The organism is uncultured Fretibacterium sp. (assembly GCF_938040765.1).
GTDB lineage: Bacteria > Synergistota > Synergistia > Synergistales > Aminobacteriaceae > CAJPSE01.
On the sequence record NZ_CALIAA010000015.1, the window covers coordinates 1 to 15,147 of the forward strand.

The window sequence follows — 15,147 nt, forward strand, 5'->3', positions numbered from 1 at the left end:
TGGCAGCGCAACCGCGGCCTGCGCGTCATCGGCGGCGGCCATCCCGCAGCGGTCGCAGATGATGCCCCGGAATTTGGGGCCGCTGCGCTTGTATTTGCCGCAGGCGCACTCGTAGCTGCGCGTCGGCCCGAAGATGCGTTCGCAGAAAAGCCCGTCCTTTTCCGGGCGCAGCGTGCGGTAGTTGATGGTCTCGGGCTTCTTGACCTCGCCGCTCGATATCTCGCGGATACGCTCCGGCGTCGCCAGCTTGATCCTGACGCCGACTATCTCTTTTCGCGCCATATCCCGTCAGTCTCCTTCTTCATCCCCAGCCACATCCTCAACCAACGACAGTCCCTCCGAGAGGGCTTCCTTTTCCTCCGTGAAGGGATCCAGTACATCGAAGATATCGCCCTGATCCTCGGAGTCATCCACGCGCACGTCGCCCGGCGCCGGGGAATCCTCATCGAAGATCGACGGAGATGCGGACCGGACGGCCGCGTAGGCGCCCCGCTCCTCATCGTCGTCGTCCAGCGTCATTCCGCCGACCGATCCGTCGTCGTACTGAACCTCGACATCCAACCCCAAACCCTGCAGTTCCTTGACCAGGACCCGGAAGCTCTCGGGAACTCCGGGCTTCACGAGGCTCTGTCCCTTGACGATGCGTTCATAGGTCTTGTCCCGCCCTCGGATATCGTCCGACTTCACGGTCAGCATCTCCTGCAGCACGTTGGCCGCGCCGTATCCCTCGAGCGCCCAGACCTCCATCTCCCCAAATCGCTGGCCGCCGAACTGAGCCTTGCCGCCCAGGGGCTGCTGGGTGATCAGGCTGTAGGGTCCCGTGGATCGGGCGTGGATCTTGTCGTCCACGAGGTGAATCAGCTTCAGCATGTACATGCAGCCGATCGTGACCTTCTTCTCCATGAGCTCACCCGTGCGCCCATCCCGGAGCGCGATCATGCCGTCCTCGGTGAGGTCGGGATATTTCCGCGTCGCCAGCTCCTTCATGTTCTCGAAGATCTCCTGCTCCTGAGCCCCCTCGAAGACCGGTGTGGCGACGTGCCATCCGTTGTGCACGGCGACGAAGCCCATGATGGTCTCGAGCACCTGCCCCAGGTTCATGCGGCTGGGAACGCCCAGGGGGTTCAGAACCACGTCGACGGGCGTCCCATCGGGAAGATAGGGCATATCCTCGACGGGCAGGATGCGGCTCACCACGCCCTTGTTGCCGTGCCGTCCCGCCATCTTGTCCCCCACTGTTATCTTACGCCACTGCGCCACATAGACCTTGACCGTGCGGATGACTCCGGGGCCGAGCGCCTCGGGGTTGTCCTTGCGCTCCATCTGTTTGACGGCGACGACCTTGCCCCTGGAACCGTGGGGCAGCTTCAGGGAGTTGTCCCGGACCTCCCGTGCCTTCTCCCCGAAGATGGCGCGCAGCAGCTTCTCCTCGGGGGTCTGGTCCGACTCGCCCTTGGGCGTCACCTTCCCCACCAGGATGTCGCCCGAGTTAACCTCGGCCCCGATTCGGATGATTCCCGTGTCGTCGAGGTTGCGCAGCATGTCCTCGCCGACGTTTGGAATGTCGCGGGTGATCTCCTCCGGCCCCAATTTCGTCTCCCGGGCATCGATCTCGTATTCCTCGATGTGCATCGACGAGAACTTGTCCTCCTTGACCAGGTTCTCGCTCAGCAGGATCGCGTCCTCGAAGTTGTAGCCCTCCCAGGGGACGAAGGCGACGAGGACGTTTTGCCCCAACGCCAGCTCGCCGTTGTCCACGGCCTGGCCGTCGGCGATGATCTCCCCCTTCTCCACGGTGTCGCCCTTGGAGACCAGAGGACGCTGATGAATCACCGTACACTGGTTGGAGCGGCGGAACTTGATGAGGTTGTAGACGCGCACGTTGCCCTTCTTGGAGCGAATCTCGATGCGCTCGGAGTCCACCCAGCGCACCTCCCCCGCCTCCACAGCCACGACGCAGGATCCCGAGTCCTTGGCGATGCGGTGCTCGATCCCGGTCCCCACGACGGGGGCCTCGGGCAAAAGCAGGGGAACGGCCTGACGCTGCATGTTGGACCCCATGAGGGCCCGGTTGGCGTCGTCATGCTCCAGGAACGGGATCAGCGCCGTCGAGGAGGAGACGATCTGCTTGGGAGAGACGTCCATGTAGTCCACCTGGTCGACGGGGATCGTGTCGATGTCGTCCTGGTGACGGGTCGGACAATCCGTGCCCGCGATCGTCACCCCATCCTCCTCCAGAGGAGTATTGGCCATGGCGATATGATAATTGTCCTCGTCGTCCGCGGACAAAAACTCGATGTCCTTCGTCAGTCTGCCGTTCTTCACCTTGCGGCGCGGGGTGATGAGGAAGCCGTGCTCGTTTAGACGGGCATAGGTGGTCAGGGACGACACCAGCCCGATGTTCGGTCCTTCGGGGGTCTCGATGGGGCAGACGCGGCCGTAGTGCGTGTAGTGCACGTCGCGCGCCTCGAAACCGGCCCGCTCCCTGCTGAGGCCGCCGGGCCCGAGGGCGGAGAGGCGGCGTCGGTGCGTCACCTCGGCAAGCGGGTTGGTCTGGTCCATGAACTGGGACAGCTGTCCGGAGCCGTAGAACTCCCGAAGTGCGGCGGCGATCGGCCGGACGTTGATCAGCTCGCGGCCCATCGCCGTGCTGAGGTTCGGCATCGTGGTCATGCGCTCGCGGGCGATGCGTTCCATGCGCAGAAGCCCGATGCGGATCTGGTTCTGCAGCAGCTCTCCAATGGAGCGCACCCGCCGGTTGCCCAGGTGGTCGATATCGTCGCTCTTCTTATCCAGGGCCTTCATCGCGAACAGCTCCCGAACGATCGCGGCGAGATCCTTTAAGGTGAGAAGGCGCATATCCGCATCGATATCGAGCCCCAGACGGCGGTTCAGCTTATAACGCCCGACCCGTCCCAGAGTGTAGCGCCGGGGGTCGAAGAAAAGGGACTTCAAATACTCCCGTGCGTTTTCGATACGGGCCGGCTCATTGGGCCGCAGTCGGCGAAATATCTCCAGCGTCGCCTCATCCGAGCTCTGGGTGACGTCCTTTTCCAACGTCAAAGCCAGGGAGGGATCGATCCCCAGCACGTCGATACCGCCCCGGTCTCCAGGATTGAACCGCGCGAGGGTCTCCAGGGCCTCGCGCGTAACGGGACGCCCGCGGGCCACGATGACGTTGCCCTCCGGGTCCAGGATGTCCGCGGCGGAGAGCCTCCCCCGCATCTCATCCCCAAACTCCATGAAGGTCGGCTCCGCTCCGAAAAGGGAGATGATGGAATCGTTGTTCTCGGCCCCAAAGGCCTTGAACAGGAGCGTGACGGGGAGCTTCTTGCGGTTGTCGATGTTGACCGACACGATCTCGCCCGAGGCCAACGAAAAGTCCAGCCAGGCCCCGCGATCCGGGATCAATTTCGCCGAGCAGGCATCGTGGCCGGCCCCCTCTCCCCTGTTGAAGTAAATACCCGCGGAGCGCGCCAGCTGATTGATGACGACGCGCTCGGTTCCGTTGATGATGAAGGTTCCTCTCTCCGTCATCACGGGGAAATCGCCGAGAAAAATCTCCTCCTCCTTGATCTCCTGGGTTTTGGTGTTGGCAAGGCGGATCGTGGCCCGGATGGGACGCGCCCAAGTCATATCCCTCTGTCGCGCCTCTTCCTCGAGAAGATTGGGGCTGTCGATATAATAACGGACAAATTCCAGGGCAAATTGGCCATCATAACTCTCGATAGGGAAGACCTCATGAAGCAGTTCCTGCAAACCTTGCATCGAACGGGCTTCCGGAGCCACGTCGTCCTGATAGAACCATCGATAGGAATCCCGCTGCACCTCGATCATATCGGGCATTTCGACAAGATCGCGCGCGCGTCCGAAGGTATAACGCTGCCGTTTTTTGCTTACCGAAACAAATTCGGGCATGGACTGAAGGACCTCCCTTGCCAAATGGGGGAATTTTATGCCGAACTCCAATAATAACAAAAGGATATAGCCCTGTCAACCGACACGACTATATCCTTTTTAATTCAACGATGGTGCCCGAGAGAGGACTCGAACCTCCACAGCCTTGCGACTACTAGAACCTGAATCTAGCGCGTCTACCAATTCCGCCACCCGGGCTTGAAAACAAGAGGTATTCTAGCAAGCCTCTCAGGGTTTTGCAAGAGGCAAAAGCAGATTCTTTGTAAAATTTGCGACATGTTTTTTGAAAACCCTCCGGCAGTATCGTCAGGAGGCGGTATCTATGCTAAAGTAACCACCAAACGGGAGACACGATATCCCAAGATGGAAATTCGTAACGGAAAGCGGCAACCGCGAAAAACCGAGGACGAGGGGGATACCGAATGAACATGAAGGTTTTGGTGGGGCTCGTGGCCTTGCTGTCCGCCATCGCTCTTTGCACGATTCTGAATCTGGCCAGCGGAGTGTTCATTCCCCTGGTGGTCGCATGGTTCATCCTCCAGGTCTTTCGCCCCGTCATCAGGCTGGGCTGGAGGATCCACCTGCCCCCTATCCTGAACATCACCCTGGTCTTCGCCATATTTTTCAGCGTCTGCGTCCTCGGGATCTACTTCTGCACCCTGCAGGCCGTGGAGTTCAATCGAGCATACAATCTGTACTATTCCAAGCTCAACATGATGTTCAACAACATCCTGAACGCCCTGAACATCCCCCCGTCGACCATATCCAACTTCAACTGGCTCGACCTTCTTGGACGCTATGTGCGCAACATCTCGGAGCTGGTCCTGGCATTTTCGAGCAAGTTCGTCCTGACCCTGGTGTTTTTGATGTTCATGCTTCTGGAGGCCCCCTACGTCAACGAGAAGATCGACAAATCCTTCTCGGGCACAAGCGCCTTCAAGATCAAGAACATCCTCGACACGATCTCCCGTCAGATCAGCCGTTATCTGGGGACATTGAGCCTCATCAGTCTGGCCACGGCCTTCTGTGCCTGGCTGGTTCTCGTCGCCCTTGGCGTGGAACTGGCGTCCGGGTGGGGCGTTCTGACCTTTCTCCTGAACTTCATCCCGACCGTGGGTTCCATCATCGCCACGATCCCCCCCGTCCTCATGGCCATCCTGCAATTTTCCCCCGGCCTGTTCAAGCCCCTGGTCGTACTGATCTCCCTGACGGCCATCCAGATCACCATCGGCAACGTCATCACGCCCAAGGTCGTGGGAGACCGCCTGGGGCTCAGTCCCGTCGTTATCCTCCTGTCCCTCCTGCTCTGGGGAACCATCTGGGGAATACCGGGAGCCCTGTTGTCCGTCCCCATCGCCTCCATCATCAAGATCGTCTGTGAGAACATACAGCCTTTGAGGCCCATTGCCGTGCTCATGGGCAGCGGCGAGGCCGCACTGCTGGCGGCTCCGCCGGCCTCCAGGGAAAAGAAAAAGCACGCAGCCGGCCCGGAGGTCTCCGCTGACGACACGAGATCAAGCGAAAAGGAGGAGTGATCCCGATTCGGGAGTTTCCTCAGGGGACCCCAACCCTTCTCCAGCGCCCTCCGACCTGTATCCGCGCTCGCGCTGCCGCTTTGGCCTCCGGCGTCCATACGCTCTGCACCGTTCCCCGCCTGCCGGGAGCCGGAGCTTTCCTGAGCCCTCGACCGGGCTCGTCTGCCGGGAGGTGAAGCGGAAAGGTGTGGGGTTCCCTTTCCTCCTTCAGAATTGCCTTAAGCTCTCCAACCGCTATTTTCATAAGTCCCATCCACATCAAAAAAACGACGACCTGCTGAAAAAGGTACGCGTTGTCGAAGTGCATCACCGGGGTTTGCAACATACGGCTTTCCTCCTTTTCGCCGCCGACATGCGAAATTTTATCTCGTTACCTCTTTGGTATTGACTATACTACGAAATACGTAGTATAGTCAATACCAAAGAGGTAGAATGCCGAACGAGAGGAGGCCTATTACGTCGCTTTGGGCGAGGATTTCGTTTCCTTGTTTTTTCGCCCAGAAGAGGGAGCAAACGACCATCTGTCAAGTCCCCGGGACTTAACAGAACGGCCTCGATGGAGTAGGATTGTCCTCGGTGAGGACGACTTGGCGGGAATACCCCAGCAGGACAGGAGGAGGCTCTATGGAGAACGACGCGGCAAAAAACATAGGCGAGCGTATCAAGGCGCGGCGGGAGGCGCTCGGTATGAAGCGCCCGGAACTCGCCCGACGTTTGGGGGTCGAGCCCAACACCCTTTATCGCTACGAGATTGGAAGCATCGGCATCAAGGACTCCATCAAGGAAAAAATCGCCCAGGCCCTAGGCGTCAGCCTTGGATACCTCATGGAGGGCAAAGGGCTGCAGTCCGTTCCTCAGAGGCTCGAGCCCGAGCCGATCGTGCCTCCGCAGATTTATCTTCCTGTTTTGAATCAGGAGGCATGTGCGGGCGGCGGCTTCAACTGGTCGGACGTCGAATCGGAGGTGAAGGAGTGGATGCCGTGGCCGACGCTCGAGACGGGGGGCCCCACAGGTCCGGACAAGCCCTATTTCGTTCGCGTGGAGGGCGAGAGCATGATCGGAGCCAATATAGACGACGGCTGCCTGATCCTGATCAATCCCAACATCGAGGTCAGGAGCGGGGACATCGCCTACATCCGCTGGCAGGAACGCTGTTCCGTCAAGGGCATCATCTTCTACAGGGACGGACGAGTGGAGTTGCGCCCCGCCAACAAGGACTTCCGGTCCATTTGGGTGGAGAAGGAGGATATCGAAAATCTGGAGGTCCTGGGCAAGGTCGTCCGCTGGCTCAACATGGGCGTTCCCAAAAGTATCTTCTAGGCTGCGGCAGCTTGGAAGAACGAACAGGACCCGTCCCCGGTACAAGTATCTCTTGTCGGGGACAGGTCTGTTGGTATTTTTGGCCGTGTTGCCAGCCGGGAGGAAGCGGTCCGGCGGAAATGACGATGCCCTTTGTCGTCGTGATGGGGCCTTGAGAGTTCTTATTCCCCCTCCTCGAAGAGTCCCAGCATATCCGACAAATCGAAGGATTCGTCCTGTTTAGCCTTGATGGACTCCACCTCCACCTCAAGCTTTCTCTTGGCCTCCAAAACGGTTCGAGCCTGCTCCAGCCGTCTGAATGCGGCTTCAGGATATCCGCGGTTATAGAGCTCCATCGCGGCGTTGGTGATGAAGCCTCCCAGGAAGGCCTCCAGTTTCAGGGGTAAGGTGTCCTCCGTATCCCCCCCGTACTTTTTCGTGAATTTCTCCACATTCCAGTCGAGCATGTCCCTGCTTATGGAGGCGAGCTCGTCCAATACCCTGTCGAACTCGCTCTTCTGCGACGTGGAGTCCACATAGCGCTGATTCGAGTTCATATCGTACTTCAAGGTAAAATCCGATTTCCCGTGCGTCTCCCCCTCCGCAGGCGAATCCGGCCCGGAAGGCAGGGCCGCTTCCCGGATTTCGGTCTTCACCTCATCGGTCTTCACCTCATCGACGGGATCCGGGGCCGATTTTTTTGTCTTTTTTCTGACCGCCATCGTGATGACCTCCTATTAAGAACACGCAGCCCGCCTTTATGAAGCGGGTCCGATGGACCTTCCATGCCGCCCCTGCCCTACTGCAGGGCCAGGGCCATGACGGTGCTCAATCTTCGGACAAAGGATGCGGGATCGGAGATGGACCCTCCCTCGAGGATCAGGGCCTGGTCGTAGAGGACCGCAAGGAAGTCCTCGACCCGGGCGTCTCCGTCCTCGGCCATCTTCATGAGGCGAAGGACAAGCGGATGCTCCGCATTCAACTCCAGGATGCGCTTCTGCTGCCGTACCTCCTGCCCCATGGCGCGCATCAGCTGCTCCATCTGAAGGGACATCCCGTTCGCGGCGTCCACCAGACACGCAGGAGAGGAGACCATTCGCAGCGAGGGCCGGACATCCTCCAGGACGTTTCCCAAAAGCTCCAGGGTCCTTTTTTTCAGCGGCGCGAACGCAGGCTCCAGCTCCCTGAGCTTCTCCTCCTCCAACTTGTGTTCCGCCTCCGTCTCCGCAGGGGCGGAATCCCCCGCCGCATTGACGAGCTTGACGGACTCGAACTCCAGACCCTCCGCAAGGATCACCTCGTCCACCGGGTCCGTCATCAAAAGGACCTCAAACCCCTTCTCGATGAGACGCTCCAGCTTCGGGGAGGCCCTGAGCGCGTCGATGTCCCTTCCGGCAAGGCAAAGGATCCCCTCCTGATCCGGTTTCATGCGCTCCCTGCAGGCGGATAGGGTCGTCCATCCCTCCTGAGCCGTCGAACGGAAAAGGGACAGTTCGAGGATTGTGGGCGCATGCTCCCGATCCTGGACAACCCCCTCCTTCAGGACCCTGCCGAAGGCGGTCCAGAATTTTTCGTAGGCCGTCCTGTCCGTCTCCAGCAATTTGCGGAGGTGGGCGAACACCTTACGCTGCGTGCTCCGGCGAATGACCCGGATGATGGGGTTGTCCTGAAGAATCTCGCGGGAGATGTTCAAAGAGAGGTCCTCGGAATCCACGACCCCTCTCATGAAACGCATGTATTCCGGGATGAGGTCGTGGCAGTCGTTCATGATGAAGACCCGCTTGACGTAGAGCTCGATGCCGCCGGCCTTGGGGTTCATGAAGAGGTCGAAGGGCGCTTCGGAGGGGATGAACAGCAGCCCCTTGAAGCTGACGGACCCCTCGGCGTTCAGGGCGACGCGGCTCAGAGGCTCCTTCCAGTCATGGGTCAGGTGGCGGTAGAACTCGCGATATTCCTCCTCCGTGACCTCGGCTTCCGGACGGCACCAGATGGCCTTTTGGGAATTGATGGGCCGGTCCTCGAAGGTCTCCTTGCCGTCCTGCCGTTTCGAGACGTTCAGGATGATGGGCCAGGCGATGAAGTCCGAGTATTTCTTTACGATGTCGCGGATCGTCCATTCGTCGGTGTAGTCCTTCCCGTCCTCGCCGGCAGGGCGAAGGTAAAGGGTGACCGTCGTCCCGCATTCCTCTCTCTCGGCATCGGCCAGGGTATAGGTCCCCTCCCCGTCCGAATCGAAGCGGAAGGCATCGTTGGTCCCCAGCTTGCGCGAGACGAGGGAAACCCGTTCCGAGACCATGAACACCGAGTAAAAGCCCACGCCGAACTGGCCGATCAGCCTCTCGCCGGCATCGTCGGACCTCCCGGCCTCCAGAAACTCCCGGGTGCCGGACCTGGCGATGGTCCCGAGGTACTGCACGATCTCCTCGCGCGTCATGCCTATACCGTTGTCGGAGACGGTCAGGGTATGGGCTTCCCTGTCGCGGACGATGCGGATTTCGGGGGTGAAATCCGCATCGTCCGAGTTGAAGAGGGACTCGATACGCCGCTTGTCCAAGGCATCCGACGCGTTCGAGATCAGCTCGCGCAGAAAAATGTCCCGGTTCGAGTACACCGAGTGTATCATCATCCTCAGAAGCTCGGAGGCCTCCGACTGGAAATGAAATTTTTCCTCAGCCATCAGGCAAAGTCCCCTTTCCCGCCGCTCTCCGAGACTCACGGAGCGCGGCAAAACCACACTGAACTGCGAGGGCCGAATCTTTTCGATTATAGCGTTTTGCCTGGCCCGAACGCAAGGAAGACGTCCAAGACAAATCCCGCCCGCCGCAGGGGAAGCGAGGGACGCAAAAAGCCCAAAGGGCCGAGGACGGCAGCCGTCCTCGGCCCTCGGAGTTGCCTCAGGTGTACCGAACGCTACTCTTCGGCTTCAGCGTCCACGACCTTACGCCCCTTGTAATGACCGCAGGAAGGACAAGCGCGATAAGCCATGGCAATCTCTCCGCAGTGCGGGCAGGCCAGAGTGGCGGGCGCGGCAAGCGATCCCAGCCACTGCGCCTTTCGCTGCGCCGTACGGGCGTGGGAGGTCTTTCTCTTGGGTGTGGCCATTTCCATTTCCTCCTTCTGAATAAACTACATAAAAACTTTATCTCCTGGAGCGAGCCCGGTAATTCCGGCTCCGGCTGCCCGGAGTTCAAATCCTATGGAACTCAATGAAAATTGCGGAGAACCTCCAGCCGGGGGTCGCCCTCCGAGCGGGAACATCCGCACTTCCCCTCGTTGAGGTCGGCTCCGCAGACAGGGCAGAGGCCAAGACAGTCCTCCCTGCACAGGAGCTTTCGCGGCAGGAGAAGCAGAATACTCTCCCTCACCTGGTCGGCAATATCCAGCGTCCGCCCGAAGAAGTCCACCTCGACCGGCATGAAGCCCTCGTCAGACCCCAGACGGGTGTCCTTGCCCAAATCCAGCCCGGACGAAAAATAAAGATACAACAAATCATCCGATATTGCAAGGGATGCCTCCCTCAAACAGCGCGCACAGGCACCCTCGGCCCGGAGGGTCAGGGAGAGCCTTACGGAGAGAAGCGAGGGCTCCATCCAATAGGCCTCGGCCAGGACACGGCACCCGTCGGGGATCTCGAAATGCTGTCCCTCAAAATCCACGCCGTCGGGGACCGCAATGTCCCAGGCCCCTTCAACGTGGGTTTCCGTATCGCTGCGCTGAGGCAGGGCGATGATGCAGTTCCAGTCCCCAAGTCCCGCTTCGGCCTCGTCCTCCTTACCCCATTTCCCCCCGGGGAGAGGTCGGGAGCAAGGCCCCTTTCGCCCTCCATCCCCCGAACCGCATCGGCCGGCCAAGGAACCCACCATTGCGGCGGCTAATCCGCGGCGACCAGACGCTTCGTGTCGCGGGCGATGACGAGCTCCTCGTTCGTGGGAACGACCAATACCCGGACTCGGGAGCCGGAAGTACCGATATCCGCCTCTTTGCCCCGCACCTTGTTCTTCTCCTGATCGATGGAGACCCCCAGGAATTCCAGCCCCTCGCATACCATGGATCGAACGAGGATGCTGTTCTCCCCCACCCCCGCAGTGAAGACCAGCGCGTCGATTCCACCCATGGCGGCCGCGTAGGCGCCGATATACTTCCGGATTCCATAGGTCAGAACCGCGAGGGCCAGCTTGGAACGGGGTTCCCCCTTGGCGGCGGCCTCCTCGATGTCCCGAAGGTCGCTGCTGAGCCCGGAGACCCCAAGGAGACCGCTCTTCTTGTTCAAGAGCGCATCCAGGTCCTTGATGTCCAGCTTCTCCGTCTGGGCGATGAAGGCGACCAGGGCGGGGTCGATATCGCCGCAGCGCGTTCCCATCAAGACCCCTGCCAGCGGCGTGAACCCCATCGAGGTGTCGATGGACCGCCCGCCCTGAACCGCGGTTATGGAACTGCCGTTGCCCAGATGGCAGGTCACGATCTTCAGCCTCTCGACGGGCTTGTCCAAGATCTCGGCCGCCCGGCGCGAGACGTAGTAATGGCTCGTTCCGTGGAACCCGTAGCGCCGGACCTTGTACTTCTCGTAATATCCGTAGGGAAGACCGTAGATGTAGGCATGCTCCGGCATGGTCTGATGGAAGGCCGTATCGAATACCGCAACCTGCGGCACGGAGGGAAGGACCTCTGTGACGGCCTCGATTCCCATGATATTGGCGGGATTGTGAAGCGGCGCGAGGGGAATGCACTCCCTGAGGGCCGCCATGACCTGAGGATCCAGCTTTACGGAGGTCGAGAACTTTTCGCCCGCGTGGACGACCCGGTGTCCGACGGCGCTCAATTCGTCCAGCGAGGACAGCACCCCGTGCCCCTTGTCCATAAGGGCGTCGAGGACAAGCTGAATGCCCACCTTGTGATCCGGGATGGGGGTCGCCTTGACCACCGCTTCCATGCCCGTCTTGGTGTGCTTGATCTGCGATCCGTCGATACCGATACGCTCCACCAGCCCCTTCGCGAGGACGCTCTCCGCATTCATGTCGAAAAGCTGATACTTCAGGGACGAGCTGCCGCAGTTGATGACTAAGACCTTCATTGTTCACATACCTGCCCTTCGCGGACGGCGGGCTCCTGGGACCGCCGCCTCTCGATTTTTGTCACGCCGTTCGTGGAAGGAGGTCGCCAAGGACCACGAACGGCGTTATACTTACCGATATGGACAATCGGACACCCGTTGTCGGCATCGCGGCCGAGTACAACCCCTTTCACAACGGACATCTCCTGCAAATGGCGTCGGTACGGGAGCGCCTGCCCGACGCTTCGTTCGTCGTCGTGCTGTCGTCGAACTTCACGCAGAGGGGCATCCCCGGGCTCGCCGACAAATGGTCGCGCACAGAAATGGCTCTGTGCTGCGGAGCGGACCTGGTTCTGGAACTGCCCTTTCTCTTCGCCTGCAACGCAGCGCCGGAATTCGGCGCTGGGGCGGCGGACCTGCTTGCGCGCACAAAAATCGCGACTCACATCTCCTTCGGCATGGAGGACGCCAGCTACGACACACGTTCAATCCTCGATATTTTAATTCAGGAGCCGGCCTCTTTCAAGCGAAGCCTGAGGGGAAAACTCGACAAGGGACTCTCCTACCCCAGGGCCGTCGGCGGAGCGCTGGAGGAGGAGCTCCCCGGCTCCGAGGTTTTCCTTTCAAAACCCAACAACTCTTTGGCCCTGTCCTACCTGCTGAGGATCGGGCGGCAGGGCTACCCCTTGATTCCGCTTCCCGTACAACGGGCGGGGTCGGGATATCACGACCTCGAGCCCGGCCCCCTGCCGAGCGCCGCAGCCATCCGTTCCGCGCTGCAGGGCGCGCAGGATTCTCGGTGGCCTCGATGGGCCCAGGTCGTCATGCCTTCCTCGACGCTTCGTCTCCTGGAAGAAACTCGAATGAAGGGACGCTTTTGCCCCGGTCCACAGCCCCTCTGGCCCCTGCTCCAGGCTCTCCTGCTCCGCAGCTCTCCCGAGGATCTGCGAAAATGCGCGGGAATGGATGAAGGGATGGAAAATCTCTTCTTCAAACGCTATAAAGACGCAGCTTCCTACGACGATTTCGTAGAAAGCTGCGTCTGCGCGCGCTATACGCGTTCCCGGATTCAGCGCCAGATCGTCCGGCTCCTGGCGGGGGTGGACCGCTGGTCCGCGGCGGCCGCGTCCAGGATCGGGGTGCCCTATGCCCGCCTGCTGGGCAGCAGCGAGCGCGGAAAAAAACTGCTGCGCGACAGGGCGCGATACTCCGACATCCCTATCGTGACGCGCCTCACCGCGGTCAAGGACCCTGTCGGAAAGCTGACCGCCGCAGCGGAGTTCCGCGCGTCGAAGCTCTATGAGCTGCTCCTCCCCAAGCCCGAATTGGATCACGAGGAACGGCAGAGACCCCGCTTCGAGCGCTGACCGCGCCCCCCGTGGCCCGTTGACCTTCCCTAAAGTTTCTCCCGGCACTGTTGCCTGTAAAAAGCCGCTGCCTCCATGAGGTTGATGATCCGTCCCCGCACGCCCGAGCCGCCAGGCGTTCCTCCCGGCCGCGGCAGCATGCGCATTGCGATGCCGACCAGCTCGCGCCGGCCGTGGATGCCCAGCTTGCGGTTGATGTTGCGGATGTGGAACTTCAGGGTATTTCGGGTGATATAGAGCTCGCTGCAGATGTCCCCGTTTCCGCCGCCGTCCAGAATCAGGAGCGCAATGCGGCACTCCTGGCGGGTCAGGCCCATTTCCTCGAACCCGCACTTCAGCAGACGTTCCCTCTCGTCCCCGCAGCCCCGGAAGCGGGCGACGGGAAACGACAAAATGCAAGAACTGCCCTTTCGCTGCTCCGTCATGAAATGGCTCCTTTCACATCCGAACGGAAAAACCTGCGCCGTCCCCACCTCGGGCTCTCCCCTTCTCAATCGTCCGGCGACTGCGGGGGCGGCCCCGTTCCACCACTTTAGCTCAACTTTAGCTCAACGGATCCGATTCGAGATATTCCGCCTCTCTGAAACGAAACACCCGGCCAACCAGGTTTGACGGAAACTGTCCAAGACGCGTGTTGTAGTCGCGGGCGGTCGCGTTGTAATAGTTCCTCGCCATCTTCACATCCGCACTCAGCTCCCGAAGGGGAACTCGAATACTCGTCCGCCCCTCGTCCTTCTCCATTCTCTCCGATGTCTCCGGGCTTCGTTCGCAGAGGGCCAGAAAGGACGGCAGATTTTCCGCCAGCTCCGCTTCCGTGCGCAGCAGCTCGCCGACGTCCCATTCGGAGGCATCTCCCGCACAGGCCGACTTCACCCTTTCCAGGAGCGTAACCTCCTCGGGACTGCCCGGCGCCATCGCCCTCAATGCCTGGACGATGGCCGCCCGTCTCCGCCGCACCGCAGCCAGGACCCCGCTCCATCCCTCCGCGCAAAAGCTCCTCAGCACGACGAGGCCGTTATAGGTTCTGACCAAAAGGACAAGGGCCGTCAGCAGTCCCGCCGTAAGAAAAAGCGCGCCAATGATTCTTTCCATTCGGTCCCCTCCATTCGGCCCCCTCTATCCGTTCCGCCAGCCCTCTCGGCCTGCCGCCCCTCAGTTGACACATCCACCATTATCCTTGTGGACCGATGAAAAACCTCCCCCCCAGGGGGGATTTTCACATTTCGGGAGGGTTGGTGGAATATCGGTGCTCAAGGCTGATGCCCAAACGATTCACGGGCTAAAATCACCCCAAAGGATGAGGCCGAAAAGGATGATTCGCGCCCCTTTTCGGACAGGAGTTTTCCGAGTCGGAAGGAAGGTAGGGAGTGCGGGGGACCTTACCGGTCCCGGCGTTTTTTCAGAATGTCGATGTAGGTCATCAGCAGCTCGCGCTGCGAGGAGACCTGCATCTTGGCGAAGATGTTTCGGTTGTGGGTCTTGACCGTATTGGGGCTGATACCCAGGGCCGCGGCGATCTCCGCGGCGGAGCAGCCCCGAACGTAGAGGTCGAACACGTTGTGCTCGGCGCGCGACAGGGTTCTCACCCGCTCGTTGAATTCGCGCTCGACTTCGTCGTCCGTGAGGTCGGTGTCGGGGGCCATCCCCTCGGACGGCTCCGATCGCCCGGCGGACGCGCGCGCCGTCAGGAACTCGATCAGATCGTCGATCTCCGTGATCCGCGTCACGAGCGGCTCGTTGACGCCCTCCTTCACTGCGGCAATCGCCCTCAGGATGGGGCGGACATACCACCTGCTGAAGAAAAGCGAGACCAGGATGCCGGCCAGGGACATCACGGCGAGAATGAGGACGAACCTTCCGTTTCGGGCGGACCGGACCGCGTCGTACTCCCTCACGGGGGCGAGCAGCGCGAACAGGAACTCCGGGGCGGAGCAGGACAGCCCCGACGGCTGTATTCTCATGGGGCGCGCTCCGCCGA

The 15,147-nt window shown here is 60.6% G+C and carries 13 protein-coding genes and 1 tRNA gene; 3 read left to right on the forward strand and 11 right to left on the reverse strand.

Annotated elements, in window-relative coordinates; translation table 11 throughout:
• The 3 genes from Q0176_RS00460 to Q0176_RS00470 form a co-directional block, all read right to left on the reverse strand.
• On the reverse strand, positions 1–282 hold a 282-nt coding region (locus tag Q0176_RS00460), incomplete at its 3' end, for a hypothetical protein (RefSeq protein WP_299297941.1).
• Positions 283–288: 6 nt separating this feature from the next.
• Entirely contained in the window at positions 289–3,918 is a 3,630-nt protein-coding gene (locus Q0176_RS00465; RefSeq protein ID WP_299297943.1) for a DNA-directed RNA polymerase subunit beta, read from the reverse strand.
• Positions 3,919–4,029: 111 nt separating this feature from the next.
• Positions 4,030–4,116 (reverse strand) — tRNA-Leu (locus tag Q0176_RS00470).
• Between the two features lie 224 nt (positions 4,117–4,340).
• On the opposite strand from Q0176_RS00470, the gene Q0176_RS00475 reads away from it, so the two are divergent.
• The gene (locus tag Q0176_RS00475; RefSeq protein WP_299297945.1) at positions 4,341–5,453 is read left to right on the forward strand and encodes an AI-2E family transporter; all 1,113 of its coding nucleotides are present in this window, start codon (positions 4,341–4,343) and stop codon (positions 5,451–5,453) included.
• 624 nt (positions 5,454–6,077) lie between these two features.
• On the forward strand, positions 6,078–6,773 hold the full coding sequence (locus tag Q0176_RS00480) for a S24 family peptidase (RefSeq protein WP_299297946.1): 696 nt from the start codon (positions 6,078–6,080) through the stop codon (positions 6,771–6,773).
• A gap of 161 nt (positions 6,774–6,934) precedes the next feature.
• On the opposite strand, the gene Q0176_RS00485 is transcribed toward Q0176_RS00480, so the two are convergent.
• The 5 genes from Q0176_RS00485 to Q0176_RS00505 all read right to left on the reverse strand — a co-directional run bounded on the left by Q0176_RS00485 (position 6,935) and on the right by Q0176_RS00505 (position 11,823).
• A complete protein-coding gene (locus Q0176_RS00485) occupies positions 6,935–7,474 on the reverse strand; it encodes a hypothetical protein (protein ID WP_299297948.1) in 540 nt (179 codons plus the stop codon).
• A 77-nt stretch (positions 7,475–7,551) separates the two neighbouring features.
• Complete coding sequence (gene htpG, locus Q0176_RS00490) at positions 7,552–9,429, reverse strand: molecular chaperone HtpG (RefSeq protein WP_299297950.1); 1,878 nt, start codon at positions 9,427–9,429, stop codon at positions 7,552–7,554.
• A 233-nt stretch (positions 9,430–9,662) separates the two neighbouring features.
• A complete protein-coding gene (gene rpmF, locus Q0176_RS00495; RefSeq protein ID WP_314718038.1) occupies positions 9,663–9,860 on the reverse strand; it encodes a 50S ribosomal protein L32 in 198 nt (65 codons plus the stop codon).
• A 95-nt stretch (positions 9,861–9,955) separates the two neighbouring features.
• Positions 9,956–10,615, reverse strand: coding sequence for a DUF177 domain-containing protein (locus tag Q0176_RS00500; protein WP_299297954.1), 660 nt, complete (start codon positions 10,613–10,615; stop codon positions 9,956–9,958).
• Between the two features lie 8 nt (positions 10,616–10,623).
• Positions 10,624–11,823, reverse strand: a complete 1,200-nt coding sequence (locus Q0176_RS00505; protein WP_299297956.1) for an acetate kinase — start codon at positions 11,821–11,823, stop codon at positions 10,624–10,626.
• A 119-nt stretch (positions 11,824–11,942) separates the two neighbouring features.
• Between Q0176_RS00505 and Q0176_RS00510 the strand changes: the two genes are divergently transcribed.
• Entirely contained in the window at positions 11,943–13,169 is a 1,227-nt protein-coding gene (locus Q0176_RS00510; RefSeq protein WP_299297958.1) for a nucleotidyltransferase family protein, read from the forward strand.
• Between the two features lie 29 nt (positions 13,170–13,198).
• Here Q0176_RS00510 and Q0176_RS00515 read toward each other — a convergent pair whose 3' ends face one another.
• The 3 genes from Q0176_RS00515 to Q0176_RS00525 all read right to left on the reverse strand — a co-directional run.
• Positions 13,199–13,594 carry a helix-turn-helix transcriptional regulator gene (locus tag Q0176_RS00515; protein WP_299297960.1) on the reverse strand — a complete coding sequence of 132 codons (396 nt, stop codon included), beginning with the start codon at positions 13,592–13,594 and terminating at the stop codon, positions 13,199–13,201.
• Positions 13,595–13,712: 118 nt separating this feature from the next.
• The gene (locus Q0176_RS00520) at positions 13,713–14,261 is read right to left on the reverse strand and encodes a LemA family protein (RefSeq protein WP_299297962.1); all 549 of its coding nucleotides are present in this window, start codon (positions 14,259–14,261) and stop codon (positions 13,713–13,715) included.
• A gap of 287 nt (positions 14,262–14,548) precedes the next feature.
• A partial coding sequence (locus tag Q0176_RS00525) for a LuxR C-terminal-related transcriptional regulator (protein ID WP_299297964.1) occupies positions 14,549–15,147 on the reverse strand: 599 nt, incomplete at its 5' end.